Origin of the sequence: Periweissella cryptocerci (assembly GCF_004358325.1) — a bacterium.
Taxonomy (GTDB): domain Bacteria; phylum Bacillota; class Bacilli; order Lactobacillales; family Lactobacillaceae; genus Periweissella; species Periweissella cryptocerci.
In genome coordinates this window covers 1,112,947-1,135,747 of record NZ_CP037940.1, presented here as the reverse complement: position 1 = coordinate 1,135,747, position 22,801 = coordinate 1,112,947, and the positions used below count along the sequence as shown (strand labels likewise).

The following is a 22,801-nucleotide window of genomic DNA, read 5'->3' as shown; positions in this document are numbered from 1 at the left end:
CATGACTTCATTTGATACTGAAACGTGATTCATGCGCGCCAGTAATTAACATGGAAGCGGAATAACGTGCGTGTTAAATCTTTTTCAGGAGCCATTTCGGGCATCTGAATATAGTAAAACGAAGAAAGGTGAAAATCATGAAAAAGACGATTATTAGTACCATTTTAGCGACAACTTTAGCCGGGATGGTGTTTGCAGTTGCCACACCAATGACTAGTGCAGCACAATTAGACGGCCCGAAGGATGGCTCAACTGTTGTGCATATTCAAGCTGGTGGGATTTCATTGGACTCGGTGCCATCATTTAATTATGGCGCAATTACCGATACCCAAGCCGGATTCACGAGTGGCATTGCGACTAGTGCGGCCCCAATCCAAGTTACCGACTTACGGGGTGCATCATTACCTTGGTACGTGACAGCTTCAGCAGGTGATTTAACTTTGCAGGGTAAGGACGATGTTAAATTATTAACTAGTGCAGTTTCAATGAACATTGCCGATGGTACCGCTGTTGCTGGTCAGACGGTTGATAATATTTATTCTGCCGATGATAGTGCGACCGCAACTGTTGCCAATGGGGGCCTAACGACAACTGCGACCACGATGTCTGGAACGGTGACCTCGACAATTAAAGTAAACCCTAGCTCAACGTTACAAGCCGGAAAGTATGACGGTAAAATCACATACACATTAGTTGACTCAGATCCAACTTCAGCAAGTTAAGACTTAAGTTGAGCATTTTAGTGCTCAACGATACATAAATTTATTTCTAACAGCTATCAGTGGAGGTACAAGATACATGAACAAAATAAAAATTATCATGATGACGGTAGTTTTAGGTATGCTTGGTTTTGTTAATAACGTAGGGGCCGAAGAAGTTGGTTATTCAGTGAATACGGTTCCGTCGGCGTTGCAACAAAATAAAAAGTTGAGTTTCTTTGATCTAAAAGCCAAACCACAACAAACATTTGACCTCAAAGTCAAAATTGAAAATAAGTCAACTGAAGTCAGCACCTTTAAAGTCGCCGCGACTAATGCGATGACCAGTAACAACGGTACCATCACGTATGGCCCGACCACGCGTAAACTTGACCAATCAATGAAAGTTCCGTTTACTAGCATTGCCAAAGTAAAACACCCCAAAGTAACGGTGCCAGCGAACACCGTTAAAACAGTCAGCATGCAAGTAACCATGCCTAAGTTTGAATTCGATGGGATGATTCTTGGGGGCTTTTATGTTGAAAAATTAACGACTGAAGATAAAAAAACTAGTGGTTATAGTAATCAGTATGCATATGCTAAAGGTGTCGTGATTAAGGAAACGGATACGGTAGTTCAGCCGGATTTAGAAATGCCAGTTGTTGGTATCAAAACTGATAATAATATGGTGAATGTTGCGGGAACACTGCGTAACGCCTCAATGACAAATATTGCCAACTTAGATATGACAGCGTCAATTACGAAACGCAACAGTGATAAAGTAATTGTTAGTAAAAAAGTAACTGGTTATTCGGTAGCACCAACGACTAATTTTGATGCGTTGTTCCAATATGATAAACAAAAATTGCCCGCGGGGAAGTATACCTTCCATGTTCATGCCAACCAAACAACTGGTAAGCAGTATAAATGGAATTTGCAAAAAGATTTCGTCATTACGGCGGATGAAGTTAAACCTAAAGAATCCCGTGGTCTTGCAGTTGTCGGCCAACGTAATGTCCTCCTGTATGTATTACTAGGAGTAGTCGCAGCGTTATTAGTAATTATTATTTTCTTATTGTGGTTCTTCCTATTTTACAAGCGCCGGAAAGCCAAAAAAGACGAAAATCAAGGTTAATTGAAAGTGAGGTTATCAATGAAAAATTTAATAATAAAAGCATTGATAGCCTTGCTGGCACTGGTTAGCCTATTGGTGATGACGGAACATGTCGGCCACGCTTACACGGTTCAAGCAGACGGCTCATACTTAGTCACGAGTGGAACCGATATGACGGCAGCCTTAAAAGTCACAAATGCGAATGCAAGCTCAGTCGATACAATTGTCTTTGCCAACGATATTTATATTAATAATTCGACTGCCTCCAACTACACCATCTCACGGTCGACTAACATTGATTTTGCTGGTCACGCAGTGTACGGTAATGATCACGGCCTAGCATTTTTTACTGTAACTGGGGCGGGGTCAAACATTTACGTGAAGAACATGAACATGCAAAGCACGTCGTCAAGTGACACCAAAGTATCGTGTCCGACCGAAAACGGCTCAAGCCAAACGAGCAATACCGGGTATTCACGGGGCTACTATGGCGTGTTTTATGGCGTGAAGGCTACAACTGGAACGTTAACATATGAAAACTGTACCTGGAGTTTTCCTAACACGCCAACATTTACGCAAGCTTTTTGGTGGCAAGGTGGGCACATTATTCTAAAAGGGAATAACAACATTATTCAACTTGGAGATCAGGAGCTAGCCGAAGCGTATGCGATTGAAATTCAACCGAGTGACGACCCTGATAATCCAGGTGTAACAACTTTTCAAGAACTTTACAAAAGTGATTACAATGGCTCAATTGCACCCGGTGTAAATAGTAATATGTCTAGTAGCAGTGACCCAATGTTGCTACGCGTAGCCCAAGGCGCGACGTTGAATTGGACTTCGGCGCGTAGTGGTAATATCTGGTATGGTACAAGTGGTATTCCATTGTTGTGGGATATTCAAGGAACATTTAACTACCAAAACACCGCTACGACAAAACACGATGTCTTTCAAAATACAATGAGTACCTTTACTTTGAATATTGGTAGTCAAGGTAACATGAATTTCAAAGGTACCGGCCCATTGTTTGAATTTAGTTCGTTTAGTGGCGCCGTTGTGATGAATGCCGCTGATGGTGCCAATGTTGATATTGAAAATAACCTTAGTGCCGGCGTAATTACTGGCACGGCAACGGCCGCGGATAAAATCAACCTGGGTAACGTTGCTAGTGCAAAATTTGCAGCTAGCGCGGCGCCGGTATTTGGGACTAACACGACCGCGAATGCATTGCTGACAATCAACACGACGCAATCAATGCGTTCGACGGCCTACGCAGACCAAGCTGCGACTAATCCGACGCTCTACATGCGTGGAAATGGTGCGATGGCCATGAAGGGCGGCTATGGGACACCATGGTCAAGCAACTATACGACGGCAAATATGACGACCTTGTCACAAGCGCAAGCCCATGTTTTTAGTTATCCCCAAGGTTTGAATTTCATGGATTCAGTGTATGGTACTAATACTTGGCCAACAAACTTCGGCTGGTCGGCAACATTATTCGACTTACCGAAGGATGGTTCAAAGCAGCTAATTAACCGTGATAATGGGAATACGATGACCCTTGGAATTTATGATGATCGAGATGTACCAGCGTGGACCTTGTCAGCTTCGGTTACGACTATGGTTAATGATGGCAAGCGCATTACGCGAAATGGCGGGCAAGAACTTGATCCGCTCGTGTGGGTGCCTAGCCAAGGAGCCACGCCATTACAGATTACAAGTACTGCTGACACGGCAACGGGGGTATTAAAATCTAGTGATTTTAGTGGTACCATTCCCAAAGCCAGTGATTACGCAATTACCTACCCAGAAAACTTAGGTCTATTAGCAGCGCTAGATAATAGTATGCTTGCAGGCGATTATAGCGGTACGATTACATGGACGCTAAATGATGGTATTCAGTGACCGGTAAATCCGGTTAACTTAACTGGCGGAGTGCCTTACCTGCCGAAAAAGTCACGGATAATTGGAATTTTGCATGTCACCGAGCTGTGATAGAATGGAATGTGAGCTCCAATGATAAATGCAACGTGACTTACTGACTAAAGTATAGTAGACTTGTCAGTACTTATAGAATAAAGGAAGTAACTAAAATGGCAGATAAAAAGTATGACGTCGTCGTTGTCGGTGCTGGGCCTGGTGGGATGACTGCCGCCTTGTACCTCTCACGTTCGAACTTGTCAGTTTTGATGATTGATCGTGGAATTTACGGTGGTCAAATGAACAACACCGCAGAAATCGAAAATTACCCAGGCTTCGATTCAATCTTGGGACCTGACTTGTCAGAAAAAATGTATGCTAGTTCAACGCAATTTGGGGCGGAATATGCCTTTGGAACGGTTGAATCAGTTACGGACAATGGGACGTACAAGACTGTTAAGACCGATATGGATTCTTATGAAGCCAAGAGTGTCGTGGTTGCGTCAGGTTCACAATACAAGCACTTACATGTGGCCGGCGAAGATGATTACGCAGGCCGCGGTGTGTCTTACTGTGCCGTATGTGATGGTGCATTCTTCCGGAATAAGCACGTTATCGTCGTTGGTGGTGGTGACTCCGCCATTGAAGAAGGTATCTACTTGGCCGGTTTGGCTGAAAAGGTAACGGTTTTACACCGTCGTGACAAGCTCCGTGCCCAACAAATCATTCAACAACGGGCGTTTGCTAATGAAAAGATGGAATTTAAGTGGTTCACTGAAGTTCAAGAAATTCAAGGTGATGGCAAGAAGGTTACTGGTGTGAAGGTTCTCAACAACCAAACAAATGAAGAATCAGTAATTGATGCGGATGGGGTCTTTGTTTATGTTGGTATCAACCCAATTTCAGAACCATTCCTAGATTTAGGTATCACGGATGAAGATGGTTGGATTTTGACTGACAATAACATGCGGACTGCAGTACCTGGTATTTTTGCAATCGGGGATGTTCGTCAAAAAGATTTACGTCAAATTACAACCGCCGTTGGTGATGGTGCGATGGCTGGTCAATCAGTTTACGCGTACCTCCAAGAAATGGCACCAGTTGCAGAAACAGCAGAATAACGATTAAACGTTAATTTAACGTGTTCATCATGTTTATGTGATGGGCACGTTTTTTTGCGCTTAATTCATCCATATTAGGTACGACATTAATATGGTGCAATTTCGTCTGACGTGGGATTGAATAAAATTGGCCACCCCGTACCAGTAAATTACTTGGCGCACCGCGCTGGAAGCGCATTGCCAAGCCAGTCTGTGCTTATGCCTGAGAACCGGCAACGCAAAACATCCCAGCATTTTGTTGCACAAAATACTGAATCTAATCCTAACGCGATTAGATTAGCCTTGCAGGCTGGATGTCTGTCTTGGGAGGTTCGGACAAGCTGGGACTCTACGGGAATAAATTCCCTAGAGTCCTCATCTTATCCTCAGCGGAAATATGTGCTGCACACATATTCCCCCAGTCGCGGTGTAAAGGCTACGCCCGCCAAGCAATTTGCCGGCACTCCGTTAGTTACGAATAATGCTCAAACTAGAAAAAACAGTTACCAATCACAGGCAGCAATGTCATGGAAATAACACCGGCAATGTGGATGAATTCTGAACAGTCCACGGCAAAATACATAAATGATTAGCCTTATCATGAGCTTTTAAATATTTATTTACCTAATCTTGTATTCGACAAAAATTATAACGAAATTGTGAAATAAGTGTGCATTTTACGAACATGCTCATTTTTTTGTGTCTAAATAAGCTATAATAAGGCGATAATATAAAAAGGACTATGGAGGGCTTTATCGTGAGCTGGAAAGACATTTATCAAACTTGGAGTAACTACTCAGAATTGGAACCATCATTAAAAGCAGAATTGGCTGCAAAAGCGGGCGATGAAAATGCATTGGAAGATGCATTCTACCAACCAATGAGCTTCGGTACTGCGGGGATGCGTGGTTTGCTTGGTGCCGGAATTAACCGGATGAACATCTATACTGTTCGTCAAGCAACTGAAGGTTTGGCATTATTAATGGATACATTGTCAGCTGAAGACAAAGCCCGCGGGGTTGCCATCAGTTTTGATTCACGACATGGTTCACCTGAATTTGCGCACGAAGCCGCAAAGGTTCTTGGTGCCCATGGGATTAAGTCATTTGTTTTTGAAAGCTTACGCCCAACGCCAGAACTTTCATACACAGTGCGTCACTTGCACACATATGCCGGCATTATGATTACGGCGTCACACAACCCTAAGGAATACAACGGTTACAAGATTTACGGTGAAGACGGTGGTCAAATGCCACCAAAGGAATCAGACATGATGACTGGTTACATCCGTGAAGTGACCGATTTATTTGCTATTAAGGTCGCTGATGAAGCGCAATTGCAGGCCGATGGCACAATGAAGATTATCGGCGACGAAATCGATCAAGATTACTTGGCGGAAGTTAAGTCAATTACCATCAACCAAAAGTTGATTGACGAAGTTGGTAAGGATATGAAGCTTGTCTTCACACCACTCCACGGAACTGGCCAAATGATTGGTGAAAAAGCTTTGCGCAACGCCGGCTTTAATAATTTCTCAGTTGTCCCAGAACAAGCTGTGATTGATGGTGACTTCCCAACTATCGTTTCACCAAACCCTGAATCACCAGCGGCCTTTGATATGGCGATTGCTTTGGGTAAGAAGGAAGGCGCCGATGTTTTAATTGCCGTTGATCCAGATGCTGACCGGCTAGGCACCGCTGTGCGCCAACCAAATGGTGAATACACATTGTTGACGGGTAACCAAATCGCGGCAGTCTTGTTGAGCTACATTCTTGAAGCTAACAAGCAAGCCGGCACATTGCCAGCTAATGCTGCTGCAGTTAAGTCAATTGTGTCATCAGAATTTGCAACGGCAATTGCCAAGTCATACGATGTTGAAATGATTAACGTCTTGACTGGATTCAAGTACATCGCCGAACAAATTGAAAACTTTGAAGCAACTGGCGATCACACCTTTATGTTTGGTTTTGAAGAATCATACGGTTACCTCATCAAGCCATTTGCTCACGATAAGGATGCCATCCAAGCGCTCGTAATGCTTTCTGAAGTGGCAGCTTACTACAAGTCACTTGGTAAGACTTTGTACGATGGGGTTGAAGAACTCTTTGCTAAGTACGGTTACTTCCGTGAAGAAACAAAATCAGAAACTTTTGCTGGAATTGACGGTGCCGAACAAATCGCCAACATCATCAAGAAGTTCCGTGATAACGCACCAAAGGAATTTGCGGGCGTTGAAGTGCTCCGTGTGGAAGACTTTGACACGCAAGTTGAAACAACCCTTGCTGATGGCGCAACTAAGGCAATTACTTTACCTAAGGCTAATGTGTTGAAGTACCACTTAGCTGATGGAACTTGGATTGCCGTGCGTCCTTCAGGAACGGAACCTAAGATTAAATTCTACATTGGTGCGGTAGCGGATTCTGAAGCCGCTGCGAACCAAAAGCTCGTCGATTACGATGCCGCAATTACCGAATTCATTAAATAAACACAAAATTGATTGAATAATACACGGACTGTCCATAATTGTGATGATTGTGTGTACAGTTAAGACACTATCCGTAAACGGGTGGTGTCTTTTTTCGTATCTTCGACCAGAATATCTTCATATTTCAGCAGTAAACTATTTATATAGTAATATTTGGACATTAGTTTATGTGCTGAGAGGAGGTGCGCTTTGGCGAAAATTAGTAAAAAAAATGTGATTGTTATTTCACTGCTTGGAACGTTGGTACTAGTCCTTGGACTAATGGGTTTTCTTGCAGAAGAAGCCCGGGCAGGATGGCGCACTAGTCAGTTAGTTCAAAGTACAATCATGACCAAAGAAGGGATGCACGTAACGAATAGCAATGGTTACATGTATCAAATTAATAAAGACAATCGCTATGATGTTGCAATTGATCAAGGTTCAAAATTACATAGCTACACGGCTAGTAAGTTTTATACGAGTAAAAAGATTACCATTGCTAATCCGGTCGGCGTTAATCAATGGTCATATGAATCATACTATGTGATTACGAATGCGTATAATCAGGAGCTAGGTCATATGAAGGCTAGCGATGTTGCTGAACAAACGTATGATCAAGTACCAACGCAAAAACGGGTTGAGCAAGCAGCGCTTAAATATATTAATCGCCTCCGTAAACTTAATCACATGGGCAACGTATCGCTGGACGCTAAGCTGACGAAGTATGCCAATAGTAAAGCGGCCAAGCAAGCCCAACAAAATGCGTTGATTCACGGGAATGTTTTCCAAGAAATTGATCAGCTGGGTTTCTGGCTGCAAACGGAAAACTTAGCGATGGTTGGTAAAGCGAAAGTGCCCACGGCCGATCAGTTAGCCAAAGAATTGGTGAATAACTTGTTTTATGCCGATCAAGGCCACCGGGAAGCGTTATTGAATCCCCACATGAAAAAAGTCGGGATTGGTTATAAGGAAATCTTTCGCGATGGACGCCATCAATACTGGCAAGCTCAAGATTACGGGACTAAGGGCACGTCATACTTTACCCGGATTAAAAAGATGAAAAAACAACTGCAAAAGTTAAAGGGTGCTAAACGCCATAAACATATTAAGAAAATTAATAAGTTAACTAATCAATATAATACAGCCGAACAATGGAATGTACGTAAGCCAATTGTTAATCGGACTGGCCTAGATGGAGCTAATCACAGTTTTAACAATTAATTATACGAATAGCGTACATTAAAACTCATTAATAAAACTAGCCTAGATATTAATTTCTAGGCTTTTTTTATGCAGCTTATCATGAATAGAAGTCTCGTAAAGTACATAATTTAGGTAAGCGTCTATTAATGAATTCATACTTACTTCATGTTTTAGTCGCAAAAACGCCACGGAATAAAATGTAAACGTTCACATCCTTTGGTTATAGTGTTGATAAGTAATAACATGACGTAAAGGAGGAGGGAATACATGCGTAATAAATGGACCGGTATTTTTGTTAATTTGTTGATGATTGTAGCTTTGATAGTGCCAAGCTTGTTCTCAGCTGGACAAACAATAGTGGCTGCTGATAAGTCGGGTGGCGATGAAGTAACAAAAAATGTTGGTGAGGGTCATTTTGATATTGATGATGAGCATCGGCTCGCTGCGATGCAAATTGACTATGTTGCAACACAGAAAGACGATTCGATTGAATGGACTTTGAAGTTTCAACAAGCTGTTGATGAATCAAAACCAATTGCTGAAGAACGAATTGTCGGAATACAACTTAAAGCCGATATCGAAGGTAATGGTTTAGGTAACCCCCAAGAATTAGCTGCATCGCCAAAAGATGCGTTAATTCTTATGGGTAATCAAGTTGCTGAAAAAGAATTTGTAAAATATGGCGACGAGTATGCAGAATATGAATTAACTTTTAAAACAGCCATTAAAGATTTGGCGGCAAAGAAATTTGAAGTTGCATTGAATCCGGTGATACAAGCCAAGGAAAATGAGCAAAATTTTGCTAAAGATATTAGTGATGCAAACAAGCCGGTAATAATATCGATTGATGCTGATAAATTAACACCAAAAGATGAACAAGGAAATAGTAATTTAGCTACTACGCCAAATTCTGAGAGTGATGCAGCGAATAAGCAAGAAGCGGTAAAACAAAAGGACACCAAAAAAGCGCGCGCACTATTAACCGATAATCCTGCTAATGAGGCCAAAGGAACTGAAACTGTTGAATCAGTTAAAATTTTGAATAACTCATTTGCTGGGGGAACTGGCGCAACTGATGCTAGTAAGTTTGGTTTATGGGTTAGCAACAAAAACAGTACCCGCTTTTCGCAAGTGACTGGTGATAATCCAAATAGTACTGACTTAGGCAATATGGATGGGAAAGCAGTGCATGCCTTTGAAAAATTCAATCGCCCACGGGGCTCGATTGAAGTTAATCCTAATCCATCAGATGGTGGTAAGCCTTACAACCCAAGTTCAAATACGTACAATAATTTGATGTATTGGGCACGGACCCACTATCACTGGCAGTATGAACAACATGCAAGCACTAATAACGGGCAATCTTCATATATGATTGAGTTTGCCAATGAAAATGCCGTTAAAGATTACTCGTTTGCGGTAACGTATGATGATGTTGGTACGTACACAGGCACTGATATGAAAGACCATAAAATGGGGGCCGTAATGTCGGTTTCTAACATTCAGTGGTATAAGAACTCAGAACCGTTTAATGGTACCAACATGCCCCACTTTATTGATATTCCGAATAATTTATTTTCAGGAATTTTCTACCGTGGAATTGCAAACATGGATATTGAAATTCGGTACTACTCGGTTGACGGCAATGGTAAGTTGAATAAATTGCTGAACGTTGAGCCAGATGATGGGGTGACCTCTTATCTGACGTTCGGTTCATTGAATAACTTTGGCCCAGCTGGAGCTACGGGTAATGCGAATAACTATGATTGGACTGTGACAACGACGGGAATTAATAATTCAGTTAACGCGGAAATGGTTGGTAAAGTTGGTTCAGACGGTAAACTAATTGCGAATGCGACTATTTTATCAAAAGATTCAATTATGAAGGCAACTAGTAAGCAAAATGAACTGTACTATTCTACCGGTCATGGTAACTATGACAAGCTCAAAAGTGGCACGCACCAAAATGGTAATTTCATTGATGCCTTGGGAGCTTCGGATTTTGAAAATGGAGCCGTTTCCTTTGAAGTAACTGGTAAGGTGCATAAATTTAGAATTTATACCGGGACAGGGAATACTTGGCAAACGATTTTCGGTGCATCGATTGATCCCATGCCGTTAGTGGCACCTAGCAAGACCGTGACAACTTCGCCAAAGCCGGCGGGTGATAGCACGTCAAGCGATAAACACTTTGGCACGATTGTCAATGGTGCCGAACAATACGGTAATTTGCATATGCAATCAGTTGATGATATTGGTCATTACACGAAGAATGGGCAACTATATGACACATTCTATTACTACATCTATCAACAAACATATCAAATTGGGGTTGATTCAATTGCTAAGCCCAACAAGATGGTTATGGTGGATTGGTTACCCGCGAATATTACTTTAAAAGATGGTAAACAAGATGTAGTGGTCTACGATCAGCGCGGCCAGGTAATTCCAAGAACCTTTACTGGGACGGATAACAAAACCTACGAGCGCTATGTCGTAACTGCAAATGATGCGCAAATGTATGAGGATCCAATCACCAAAGACAAAGAACTACGGCAAATGGTCATGGTTAATTTTACCGCTGAAGGTATCGGAGTAATCGACTTTGATGGGTCACGCTTTGCGATTGGTTTACATGTTAAGGTGGATGCAACGCTAGCCGATAAAGCTAACACAACCATTTGGCGTGATAATACAGCATCCATGCAAACATTTCTCGGCACGCAGGACACCAATACGGTAAAGGTTCGTGAAGAGCCAAAGAAGATTGAAGTTCTGAAAGGGAAATTTTCATTACTGAAAGTTGATGAAAAATTTGCCAGTGTTGAAGGGGCGGAGTTTACGCTAACTAAAGATGGGGACCCATCATTTACGCTGAAGCCAAACCCAATCGGTAACAAGTTTACCTTTAGTGATTTGAATCCAGGAACCTACACATTAGTTGAAACGAAGACGCCCGATGGTTACATCCGCGACAAAGATAGTTACAAAATTATCGTGGCTGAAAACGGCGATGTAAGTTGGGCCGATACTGATGTAACTTTTGATAACGATAATAATGCCCAAGTTGTTAATCACAAGGAACAGATTGGATTAGAACTCGTTAAGGTTGACCAAGATAATAGCCCATTGGAAGGTGCTAAATTTCAAATTCGCCTGTCTAGTCAGAATCACGAATGGGTGGACATGGTAGCCGATGGTAATATTCACCGGGTGCCAAGTGATTTTGAATTTATTACGTACCAGACGTATGAAATTCGGGAAGTTGAAACCCCGGATGGTTATCTTGGGATTCATAGTTTTAGAGTACAAGCACGACCAGTTCCGGAGGGATTTGTTTCGTATGATCCAAATCGACCTGAGGACATCCGGTTTGAAATCACTGCTGATGGATATCGGACACAAATTATTATTCCAAATCACCACAAGGGTTATCAATTACCCGCAACTGGTTCAATTGGAATCATGGTTATCTTAGGTTTAGGTATCACATTAATGGCTGGCTCAGTTTTTATTTTCCGCCGGTTAAACAATAACTAATAGTAATAAATTTATAAATGTTAAAAATTATGTTCAAACATAAGGTGGCATGAGCCACACACATATATGAATAAAAAAATTCGTGCCCAATAATGGGACACATACATTCAATAGGAGAAAAACATAATGAAATTTTCTAAAAAGCAATTAAAGGCCATGGTTATGACCGCAGCTATCGCATTACCAATCGCAGCATCAGGTATTACTGGTGTCCAATCAGTTTCAGCTGCACCTGCAGTAGCTTCTGATGTTACAATCCGGATTAATAAATTTGGGATTCAAAAGTCACAACCAATGGGTACACCTGAACTTGATTTGAATAACTTAACGCATGCTGAAGCAGTGGCAAAATTGGAAGCTGCAAAATATAAGGCGTTACAAGATGTTGAATTCAAGCTTTACCGTTTGGATTCAGATGTTTTAGCCTCTGTTAAGGACGATAAGTTTATGGGATATGTCAGTGAAAGCGAAGCAGAGGCACTTGCAGCAACTGCTACTGAAATTGAGTTAGATGGACCTACTAACGTTAACGGTCAAACTGGTACAACTGCTAAAGTTCCTAATAGCGGTGCCTACATGATTGTTGAAACGAACGCCCCCGCTGGTGTCGTGCAAAAGTCAGATGCGCAAGTTGTGCAATTGCCAGTTTACCGAGTAAATAGTCAAGACCAACACGAAGTTGTTAACGGTACATTGGACGTTTACTTGAAGAACCGTACTAATACTGGTTCATTGAATGTTGATAAGGACATCGAAGATAACACGGCCGCAAAAAACTTGAAGGCAACATTTTCACTGACAAAGGTTAAAAATCAAAATGGTGTAACTGTAAACGAAGATTTTGGTTCAAAGACAACAACCGGTTTAATTGACGGGGTTGATTTAACTTGGGATAACTTAACTTATGGTACTTACAAGTTGGTCGAAACAGCCAATGCTGGTGCCGGCTACCAAAAGATTGCTGATCGTGAATTCACGATTAGTGATAGTAACTTGACTCAATCATACACTGGTACAGATAAGATTAAGAACCCAACGACGGTTGAACAATGGAAGACCGTTGATCGTGCGACTGAAAACAAGGGTACTGGTAATCTTGATGCTGCTGGTTTAGTTGCTGAAGGACTTAAAGTTGGTCAAGCCTTTGACTGGCACATTAACACAACGATTCCTTCTAATATTGATGAAATGCAAGAATTTGTAATCACTGATACAATGCCAGCTAACATTTCATTTAACGATGCTGAAGTTTATGTCGTTGACGAACGCATCACTGATTCAACTAAGGCCCCTGCAACTGATGCATTAATTGCGGGAACTGATTACAAGCTTGATACTGCAACAAACGGTAAGGTAGTATTTAACTTTACGCAAGCCGGTCTTGATAAAATGGCCGCAAACACTGATGGCTATGTTTACATTAAGTACAATACGACTTTGAACTCACTTGATGCCGATCAAGTTAACTCAATTGTCTTTGAAAATGGATCGACTGTTAACTGGACAGTTAAGAACAACGTTGATACTGGTCATGATGGTGACTCTTCATTAACTTGGACTGGTGCCAAGAAGTTCCAAAAGACTGATGGTTCTAAGCCATTGGCCGGTGCCGAATTTAAGGTGAAGAATGACGCTGATAAATACTTGTCATACAACGAAGATCGCGAAGTTGTTTGGGTAGATGACGCTGCTGATGCCAAGAAATTTGATTCAAATGGAACTAATGCAATGTTTGTTGTTGATGGTTTAGCTGAAGGCACGTATACATTGGTAGAAACTAAGACACCAACAAACTATGCAACGATGTCAGATCTTGAATTCACAATTGCCGAAACTGATGCCCAAGCCAGTGGTGATGCTACTAAGTTGCCAATTAACGAAGTTGAAAACTTACCTGCTAACAAGCTTCCGTTGACTGGGGGCATGGGTTACATCGCCGCTGCTCTTGGTGGTTTAGCTGCAATGTTCGTAGCTGTTCGTGGATACCGTCGCATCAAGTAATCCTAAGGAGGATATGCTATGAAAAAAATACGTTATAGCATCATGTCCTTTCTTCTATTACTACCAATGATTGCGGGCTTGATGGGAACAACCACGGTGCAAGCCGATGAAGTTGTGGATGACATTCAGCTGGTATTACACAAGTACGCATTTGATTATGGGGATGAACCAGCTAATCACCGTGCTGATCAAGCTTTCAAAGATGGCGAGGGTACACCGCTTGCCGGCGTGAAATTCACAGTGGTGCCAGTTACTGACAAAGAAGCGCAAACATTTAATGCCAGTGACGATAAGCGGGTTTATGGGGATAAGTTAGTTGCCGCAGCAAAACACAGTATCGTTTCACCAGCAACTGATGCAACCGGTCAAACGATGGTAACAGTTGCTAATGATGGGCGCTACTTGATTGTTGAAACCGATTCACCTGATCAAGTAATCAAAGCTGAAACAATTCCAGTTTTGATTGCTTTACCAACACATGCCCTTGATGGCGCGAAAATCACAGGTACTTTGGAACTTTACTTGAAGAACCAAACACAACCAGACGTGATGTGGCCAGATACTGGCGATATCGAAGATGAGAGTGATGTTGCGCCTGCTAATCCACCAGTGCAACCATTGACTGATGATTACGGTGATGCGCTCGAAGATCCTAGTAATACTCGTGATGGACAAAGTGTTGCTCCCGCAAAAAGCGGTTTGGCAACGCTCTTTCCAAAAACGGGTGGTATCAATACAGTAATTTTTGCAATTGCTGGTTTGGTAATCATGGGGATTGCATTTACGTTAATCAAACTTAGTAAGAAGAAAGCTTAAGCACACGATACGTAACACGATTTAAGCTACGAAATACCTTACAGGTGCTTCGTAGCTTAAACCGTTCTGAGGGGAAAAGAAAAAGGAGGAACCGGTTTTATGAAAAAGAAAATTATGCGGATTGTCTTGATTTTAGTCTTCATGGCTGGGGCCACCGTTTTCTGTGCACCACTGATTGGTCGCGTTTACGCATCTGTGCAACAGCAACAAGTTATTAATCGCTACCGTAAGCAGACCGCGGCACTTGACGCGAAGCAAAAGGCAGTTGTTGAAGCTGCTGATAAAGCGCGAAATGCCAAGGTACGGGCGGGTAAGAAGGATGATGTCAAAGATCCGTTTAAAAATAGTAAGTTGTTAGCTGAAAAAGTTGAAAAAGAAAATCGCGGTTTACTCCAAAATTTTGGGACCGATAATAAAGATTTAGCAAGTAAGTTAGGTCGTATTATGGGAACAATTCACATTCCAGATATCAATACGGATGCACCGATTTATAACGGTAGTTCGGATGTCCAACTGGAACACGGGATTGGGCTTGTCCCCGGTTCATCAGTACCATCACCAGAAAAAGGGACGCACGCATTATTAACCGGCCACCGCGGCTTGTTAGATGCCCGCCTTTTCACGGACTTGCCTAAAGTTAAGGTCGGCAACAAATTTTACATCGAAACCAATGGTAAGCAACTCGTTTATCAAGTGGACCAGATTAAAGTTGTGGAACCCGATAACCTTGATTACTTACAAGTTGATAAAGAGCAAAGTTATGTAACGTTGATTACTTGTACACCATACATGGTGAACACGCACCGTTTGTTGGTTCGTGGTCACTTTGTTGGTTACGGTGCCCCCAAGGAAAGTAGTATCATGCAAGAAAGTATGGCTGCTGTGGGCGCGCTAGTTTTGGTCTTAACATTAGCGGTCGTTGGCTTCCGGAAATTTCGTAAGAAGAAACTGGCAGCAGTTACGGTAACTGAATAAACTAAGAAGTGGCACGGGGGAATCTTCCGTGCCACTTTTTAGTGGTTGAAACATAAAACGGCTCTATTTCGTCTGACGTGAGATTGAATAAACTTGGCCACTGCGTGCCAGTAAATTACTTGGCGCACCGCGCTGGAAGTACATGTTCAAGCCGAAGTGCGGTCTTGAACAACTCGGATAAGCTGGGCTTCTAAGGAATAAATTCCTAAGAGTCCGCATCTCATCCTCAGCGGAAATATGTGCTGCACACATATTCCCCCAGTCGCGGTGTAAAGGCTGCGACCGCCAAGTAATTTACTGCCACTCCGTTAGTTAGGAGTAATGCTCAAACTAGCGAGAATCGTTTAAACCACAGACATCAGTAGTATGGAAACAACGCTGACAATAGAACCTCAGTAATTCGATGATTGCAATGTACAGAAACGACAATTCCGCGCTAGAATGAATAGAACCCGAATTTTTAGGTTGGATATGAGTTCGAATATTCGGGAATATGTGGTAAAACCGACTAATCAAGGAATCTTCCTTGTAAGTCACACAACAATTTGATAGGATAAATAAAACCAATTTGGCACTGTTGCAGAATGTAACTTATGTCAAATTATATGGAGGGGTCTTACATCATGGGAATGCATGAATATTTACAAGGTTTGAGCGAGTTAGAAATGGTTGTCCGCGCACCGGGTTATTTTAAATACCAAGGGCACAGTGTAGCAGCCCACTCATGGAAAGTTACTCAAGCGGCCCAATTTCTTGGCGATATTGAAGAAATTAATGGCAGCGACGTTAATTGGCAAAGCCTGTATGAGAAGGCCTTGAACCATGATTATACGGAACGCTTTATCGGTGATATTAAGACACCCGTTAAGTATGCCACGAGCACGTTACGCATGATGTTGTCTGATGTGGAAGACTCATTAACTAAAAATTTCGTTGAAAAAGAAATCCCGTCTGAATTACGTGAACGCTATATGCGTCGCCTGACAGAAGGAAAGGATGATTCCCTCGAAGGTCGTATTTTGTCGGTTGCCGATAAACTGGATTTATTGTACGAAGCTTTTGGCGAAATTCAAAAGGGCAACCCAGAACCGGTCTTTGTTGAAATCTACAAAGAAAGTTTGGAAACGATGTTATCATTTAACGATATGCCAAGTGTGAAGTACGTGATTAGCACGGTGCTACCAGAAATGTTGGATCAAGAATTTTCTGAACGTGGTAAGCTAATGGCGCTAACAAAGACAATTTTGGACTAATCACCGAAATTAGTCCTTTAAGTATACCGAACGATTGTTCTATATGTTAAAATTATAAATAGTAAGTATATAAGAAAGCTTATGATTAAGCTTTCTTTTTTTACATTCATGGCTCTATTCCGTCTGGCGTGGTATTGAATAAACTTGGCCACTGCGTGTCTGGAAATTACTTGGCGCACTGCGCTGGAAGCAACCTCACAAGCCAAAATACGGTCTTGTGAGGTTCGGATAAGCTGGGACTTTAAGGAATAAATTCCTAAGAGTCCTCATCTTATCCTCAGCGGAAATATGTGTTTCACACATATTCCCCCAGTCGCGGTGTAAAGGCTGCGCCCGCCAAGCAATTTCCAGCCACTGCGTTAGTTAGTAATAATTCTCAAACTAGAAAAAACAGTCGTTATGAGCAGAGGTGCATTGAAAACAAACTAGTGCCTAAGATATATTCCATAGTACATGAGTATTCTTAAACAAAAGTACGGGAATGAGAATCCTACGCTAGAATAAATAGAGCCATATTTATTAAATGTTCGTTGGAGTATGTGTACTATTTTTACATGGTTAGCTAGCGGTTCAGTTGATAAAACAATGTGTTGCATGGACTTTAGGATTTTGTTTGTTGAAATAAAACACTAAATCTTTTGTGATAATGGATTTTAGTCACGAACAAGGTGATTGAATTGATGGCTAAGACAGGGGAATTTAAGACATTAACAACGAGAAGTTCAGTAAATAAGTAACCTACAGTTAGTAGGAAGAAAGGTTGGTTGAAAATGATTGATCGCGATGACACACATGCATTTGAGTTGCACTCAAAATACGTTCCGACTGGGGATCAGCCCCAGGCGATTGAACAGTTAGTGAATGGACTTGAAAGCGGGGAAAAGGAACAGATTTTACTTGGGGCAACAGGGACAGGTAAAACATTTACGATTTCCAATGTGATTAAAGAAGTTAATAAACCAACCTTGGTGCTGTCCCACAATAAGACTTTGGCCGGGCAATTGTACGGTGAATTTAAAGAGTTTTTCCCCGATAATGCGGTTGAATATTTTGTTTCATATTATGATTATTATCAACCAGAAGCCTACGTACCATCATCGGATACGTATATCGAAAAAGATTCATCAATCAATGATGAAATTGATAAGCTGCGAAACTCAGCGACCGCATCATTATTGGAACGCAACGACGTAATTGTTGTGGCTTCGGTATCGTCAATCTTTGGTTTGGGTGACCCACACCAATATCGTGATCACGTGGTGTCACTGCGTGTTGGTATGACGATGGAACGAGATGATTTATTACGAAAATTAATTGATATTCAATTCCAACGTAACGATATTGATTTTCAGCGTGGTCGTTTCCGTGTGCATGGAGATATTGTCGAAGTCTTCCCCGCATCACAAGACGCAAAAGCGCTCCGGATTGAATTTTTTGGGGATGAAATTGACCGGATTCGCGAAGTTGATTCGTTAACTGGTGAAATTTTGATTGATGAAGATCACGTTTCAATTTTCCCCGCGACCCACTTTATGACCAATGACACAATTATGGAACGCGCAATTCGGACAATTTCTGAAGAACTTGAAGAGCAACTGAAGTTTTTTGAAAGTGAAGGCAAGTTGTTGGAAGCACAACGCCTCAAGCAACGGACGGAATACGACATTGAAATGATGCGTGAAATGGGCTTCACGAGTGGGATTGAAAACTACTCGCGGCACATGGATGGTCGGCAACCCGGTGAACCACCATTTACGTTACTGGATTTCTTCCCTGATGATTTTTTGATTGTGGTTGATGAAAGTCACGTGACGATGCCCCAAGTACGGGGGATGTATAATGGTGATAAGGCTCGGAAACAACAATTAGTTGATTATGGCTTCCGGTTACCATCAGCGTTGGATAATCGTCCGCTGACCTTGCATGAATTTGAAGAGCACGTTAATAAAATTATTTATATGTCGGCCACGCCCGGTGATTATGAAACAGAGCGGGTACCAGAAAGTCATGTAGCACAACAAATCATTCGACCAACAGGGTTACTTGATCCAACGGTGGAAGTCCGCCAAGTCATGGGACAAATTGATGACTTAGTTGGTGAAATTAATGCCCGCGTTGAAAAGAACGAGCGGGTCTTCATTACGACATTGACGAAAAAAATGTCCGAAGATTTAACGGATTACTTCAAAGATTTAGGGATTAAAGTTAAATATCTGCACTCAGATATTAAGACGCTTGAACGTGGGGAAATTATTCGCGATTTACGGCTCGGTAAATTTGACGTCTTGATTGGGATTAATTTGCTCCGTGAAGGGATTGATGTGCCGGAAGTTTCCTTGATTGCGATTTTGGATGCGGATAAGGAAGGCTTCTTGCGTAACGAACGGTCACTAATTCAAACAATTGGCCGGGCTGCGCGGAATTCCAATGGGCATGTTATTTTATATGCTGATAAAGTCACTGGCTCAATGCAACGGGCGATGGATGAAACCCAACGGCGGCGTGATATTCAAATCGCTTACAATGAGGAACATGGCATCACGCCAACCACGATTAAGAAAGAAATTCGCGGGTTAATCGCAATCAGTCATGAAGTCGCAGACGGCGATAAGGAAGGCACGAGCTTCACGGAAGTTGAATTCCGCGATATGAATAAAGCAGATCAAAAGATTATGCTTGCTAACTTAGAAGAACAAATGAAATCCGCTGCTAAACGCTTGGACTTTGAAGAAGCTGCCACATTACGTGATACGATCATGGAACTCAAAACGACAGCTAATCTGTAGCGCAATGCAAATAATGTATAAGAAACCAAAAGAGGAAAGTTTATGGCAAACGATAAAATCGTGATTCATGGCGCGCGGGCGCATAATTTAAAAAATATTGATGTCACGATTCCTCGTGACAAACTAGTTGTGGTGACGGGACTTTCAGGTTCCGGTAAGTCATCATTGGCTTTTGATACGTTGTATGCCGAAGGTCAACGGCGTTACGTTGAAAGCTTGTCGGCATATGCCCGTCAATTTTTAGGGCAAATGGATAAGCCTGACGTTGATTCAATCGACGGCTTAAGTCCCGCAATCTCAATTGACCAAAAAACAACATCAAAAAATCCACGCTCAACTGTCGGCACAGTGACCGAAATTAATGACTATTTTCGGTTACTCTGGGCGCGCGTGGGTAAACCGGAACAAGCTGATGATGGTATTATTACGCTTCCATCAGTGGAACAAATTGTGAATCATATTTCGGCAGAATTAGCTGAAGGTACCCGGATGCAAATTTTGGCACCAATTTTACGGCATCAACGCGGAACTCACAAATCAGTTTTCGATAAAATTCGGAAGGAAGGGTTTGTGCGGGTTCGAATTGACGGCGAACTACAAGACTTAGAAGCCGAACATAATCTGGATAGTAACAAGTATCATGATATTGATATTGTGGTGGACCGGATTGTATTAAAAGATGGCGTCCGGTCACGGTTGTTCGATTCCGTGGAATCTGCGATGCATTTGGCCGATGGTTTAATTACCGTCGATGTGATTAAAGGGCACGAAACGACTTTTTCTGACCACTATACGGGGGCGTTAAAAGACTTCGGGGTGGGGAAACTCGAACCACGGCTCTTTTCATTTAATGCTCCATTGGGAGCCTGTCCAGTTTGTGAAGGACTTGGGGTAAAGTTAGAAGTCGATGAAGATTTGGTGATTCCTGACCCAACGTTGACCTTGGCAGAAGGCGCCTTAGCTGCGTGGAGCCCAATTAGCTCACAGTACTACCCAACGATGCTGGAACAATTTGCAACGCAATACGCTATTCCAATGGACGTTCCGTATGTTGAACTCAGCGACGCCCAAAAACAACTCGTCTTGTATGGTTCTGGGGACAAAAATTTCCACTTCCATTACCAAAATGATTTCGGTGGTGTCCGCGATGTTGATACACCATTTGAAGGGGTTATGAACAATATTCAACGCCGTTATCATGAAACTAATTCGGATTTCACCCGCGATCAAATGCAACAATACATGACGGAATTAACTTGTACCGCATGTAAGGGTTACCGCCTAAACGACGCTGCGTTGTCAGTCAAAGTTGGTGGTAAGCACATCGCCGAAATCTCAGAATTACCAGTTGTGGATGAATTACCATTCTTCCAAGGGATTGCTTTGGGTGAACAAGACACAACGATTGCCGCCCCAATTATTAAAGAAATCATTGATCGCTTGAGTTTCTTGGAAAATGTTGGCTTAGATTACTTGACGCTAGCTCGTTCAGCACGAACTTTGTCAGGTGGGGAAGCGCAACGAATTCGACTAGCCACGCAAATTGGTTCAAATTTATCAGGAGTACTCTATATTCTTGATGAACCATCAATTGGGTTGCACCAACGCGATAATGATCGCTTGATTGCTTCGTTAAAGAAAATGCGTGATTTAGGTAACACTTTGATTGTTGTCGAACACGATGAAGATACGATGCGGGCAGCTGATTATCTGATTGATATTGGCCCTGGGGCCGGTGAACACGGTGGTGAAGTGATGGCTGCTGGTACACCGAAGCAAGTTGAAAAATCACGGAAGTCATTAACTGGTCAGTACTTAGCCGGTAAGAAATTTATTCCAGTTCCTGAGTTACGCCGTGATGGTAATGGTAAGGCAGTTAAAATTACTGGTGCAACGGAAAATAATTTGAAAAATGTGACCGTTTCATTCCCGCTTGGCGAGTTTATTGCAGTGAGTGGGGTATCAGGATCTGGTAAATCAACTTTGGTTAACTCAATCTTGAAGCGTGCCTTGAAACAAAAAATTAACCGTAATTCTGAGAAACCGGGTAAGTACAAAACGATTACCGGTTACGAAGACATTGAAAAAATTGTTGATATTGATCAATCCGCAATCGGCCGAACACCACGGTCGAATCCCGCTACCTATACGGGTGTTTTCGATGATATTCGGGGATTATTTGCACAAACCAATGAGGCCAAGATGCGCGGTTATCAAAAAGGACGTTTCTCTTTCAATGTGAAGGGTGGCCGATGTGAAGCGTGTCATGGTGATGGAATTATCAAGATTGAAATGAATTTCTTGCCAGATGTGTATGTTCCATGCGAGGTTTGTCATGGCGCTCGGTACAATTCAGAAACATTGGAAGTTACGTACAAGGGTAAGAATATTGCCGAAATCTTGGACATGAAAATTGAAGAAGCATTGGTTTTCTTTGAACCTATTCCAAAGATTCGGCGGAAACTCCAAACCATTGCTGATGTTGGTTTAGGCTATGTTGCGCTTGGTCAAAGTGCCACAACCTTATCTGGTGGGGAAGCACAACGGATGAAGCTAGCTTCAGAACTCCACAAGAAATCATCGGGTAAGAATTTCTACATTTTGGATGAACCAACGACGGGGTTGCACACGGACGATATTGCCCGGTTGCTCGATGTCTTGGAACGCTTGGTGGAAGCTGGTAACACGGTCTTAGTTATTGAACATAATCTGGATGTGATTAAGTCGGCTGACCACATTATTGATATGGGACCAGAAGGTGGTGCTGGTGGTGGTATGGTTGTTGCAACTGGAACGCCAGAAGAAATCGCCCAAGTCACAAGTTCATATACCGGCCAATATCTTGGTCCAATAATTGAACGTGCGCACAGTTTAGCGCAAAAATAAGTTACAATAATTAATTGAAACGAATGGGTTACGCAAAACATG

The 22,801-nt window shown here is 42.2% G+C and carries 13 protein-coding genes; all 13 read left to right on the top strand.

The window, feature by feature from the left end; all coding sequences use genetic code 11:
• Positions 1 to 137 precede the first annotated feature (137 nt).
• Positions 138 to 722: a WxL domain-containing protein gene (locus EQG49_RS05155; RefSeq protein ID WP_133362966.1), complete on the top strand. Its 585-nt coding sequence runs from the start codon at positions 138 to 140 to the stop codon at positions 720 to 722.
• Between the two features lie 76 nt (positions 723 to 798).
• The gene (locus EQG49_RS05150) at positions 799 to 1,833 is read left to right on the top strand and encodes a WxLIP family cell surface protein (RefSeq protein WP_133362965.1); all 1,035 of its coding nucleotides are present in this window, start codon (positions 799 to 801) and stop codon (positions 1,831 to 1,833) included.
• 18 nt (positions 1,834 to 1,851) lie between these two features.
• A complete protein-coding gene (locus EQG49_RS05145; RefSeq protein WP_133362964.1) occupies positions 1,852 to 3,720 on the top strand; it encodes a hypothetical protein in 1,869 nt (622 codons plus the stop codon).
• 170 nt (positions 3,721 to 3,890) lie between these two features.
• The gene (trxB, locus tag EQG49_RS05140; protein ID WP_279232835.1) at positions 3,891 to 4,856 is read left to right on the top strand and encodes a thioredoxin-disulfide reductase; all 966 of its coding nucleotides are present in this window, start codon (positions 3,891 to 3,893) and stop codon (positions 4,854 to 4,856) included.
• A gap of 736 nt (positions 4,857 to 5,592) precedes the next feature.
• Positions 5,593 to 7,320 carry a phospho-sugar mutase gene (locus EQG49_RS05135; protein WP_133362962.1) on the top strand — a complete coding sequence of 576 codons (1,728 nt, stop codon included), beginning with the start codon at positions 5,593 to 5,595 and terminating at the stop codon, positions 7,318 to 7,320.
• Positions 7,321 to 7,509: 189 nt separating this feature from the next.
• On the top strand, positions 7,510 to 8,520 hold the full coding sequence (locus EQG49_RS05130) for a CAP domain-containing protein (RefSeq protein WP_133362961.1): 1,011 nt from the start codon (positions 7,510 to 7,512) through the stop codon (positions 8,518 to 8,520).
• 249 nt (positions 8,521 to 8,769) lie between these two features.
• Positions 8,770 to 12,042 (top strand): SpaA isopeptide-forming pilin-related protein, encoded by a 3,273-nt coding sequence (locus tag EQG49_RS05125; protein ID WP_133362960.1) that lies wholly within the window; start codon positions 8,770 to 8,772, stop codon positions 12,040 to 12,042.
• Positions 12,043 to 12,168: 126 nt separating this feature from the next.
• Complete coding sequence (locus tag EQG49_RS05120; protein WP_133362959.1) at positions 12,169 to 14,043, top strand: SpaH/EbpB family LPXTG-anchored major pilin; 1,875 nt, start codon at positions 12,169 to 12,171, stop codon at positions 14,041 to 14,043.
• An 18-nt stretch (positions 14,044 to 14,061) separates the two neighbouring features.
• Positions 14,062 to 14,859 carry a pilin N-terminal domain-containing protein gene (locus EQG49_RS05115; RefSeq protein WP_133364534.1) on the top strand — a complete coding sequence of 266 codons (798 nt, stop codon included), beginning with the start codon at positions 14,062 to 14,064 and terminating at the stop codon, positions 14,857 to 14,859.
• Positions 14,860 to 14,958: 99 nt separating this feature from the next.
• Positions 14,959 to 15,834, top strand: a complete 876-nt coding sequence (locus EQG49_RS05110) for a class C sortase (RefSeq protein WP_133362958.1) — start codon at positions 14,959 to 14,961, stop codon at positions 15,832 to 15,834.
• A 623-nt stretch (positions 15,835 to 16,457) separates the two neighbouring features.
• Entirely contained in the window at positions 16,458 to 17,087 is a 630-nt protein-coding gene (locus EQG49_RS05105) for a YfbR-like 5'-deoxynucleotidase (protein ID WP_133362957.1), read from the top strand.
• Positions 17,088 to 17,857: 770 nt separating this feature from the next.
• The gene (gene uvrB, locus EQG49_RS05100; protein ID WP_133364533.1) at positions 17,858 to 19,873 is read left to right on the top strand and encodes an excinuclease ABC subunit UvrB; all 2,016 of its coding nucleotides are present in this window, start codon (positions 17,858 to 17,860) and stop codon (positions 19,871 to 19,873) included.
• A gap of 42 nt (positions 19,874 to 19,915) precedes the next feature.
• Positions 19,916 to 22,759, top strand: a complete 2,844-nt coding sequence (gene uvrA, locus EQG49_RS05095) for an excinuclease ABC subunit UvrA (RefSeq protein WP_133362956.1) — start codon at positions 19,916 to 19,918, stop codon at positions 22,757 to 22,759.
• The last annotated feature ends 42 nt before the right edge of the window (positions 22,760 to 22,801 follow it).

Bases quoted from the DNA above. Each gene is read 5' to 3' on its own strand.
- EQG49_RS05105 (WP_133362957.1), top strand. From the start codon at position 16,458: ATGGGAATGCATGAATATTTACAAGGTTTGAGCGAGTTAGAAATGGTT.
- EQG49_RS05150 (WP_133362965.1), top strand. From the start codon at position 799: ATGAACAAAATAAAAATTATCATGATGACGGTAGTTTTAGGTATGCTT.
- EQG49_RS05115 (WP_133364534.1), top strand. From the start codon at position 14,062: ATGAAAAAAATACGTTATAGCATCATGTCCTTTCTTCTATTACTACCA.
- EQG49_RS05155 (WP_133362966.1), top strand. From the start codon at position 138: ATGAAAAAGACGATTATTAGTACCATTTTAGCGACAACTTTAGCCGGG.
- EQG49_RS05145 (WP_133362964.1), top strand. From the start codon at position 1,852: ATGAAAAATTTAATAATAAAAGCATTGATAGCCTTGCTGGCACTGGTT.
- uvrA (WP_133362956.1), top strand. From the start codon at position 19,916: ATGGCAAACGATAAAATCGTGATTCATGGCGCGCGGGCGCATAATTTA.
- EQG49_RS05110 (WP_133362958.1), top strand. From the start codon at position 14,959: ATGAAAAAGAAAATTATGCGGATTGTCTTGATTTTAGTCTTCATGGCT.
- EQG49_RS05120 (WP_133362959.1), top strand. From the start codon at position 12,169: ATGAAATTTTCTAAAAAGCAATTAAAGGCCATGGTTATGACCGCAGCT.
- uvrB (WP_133364533.1), top strand. From the start codon at position 17,858: ATGATTGATCGCGATGACACACATGCATTTGAGTTGCACTCAAAATAC.
- EQG49_RS05125 (WP_133362960.1), top strand. From the start codon at position 8,770: ATGCGTAATAAATGGACCGGTATTTTTGTTAATTTGTTGATGATTGTA.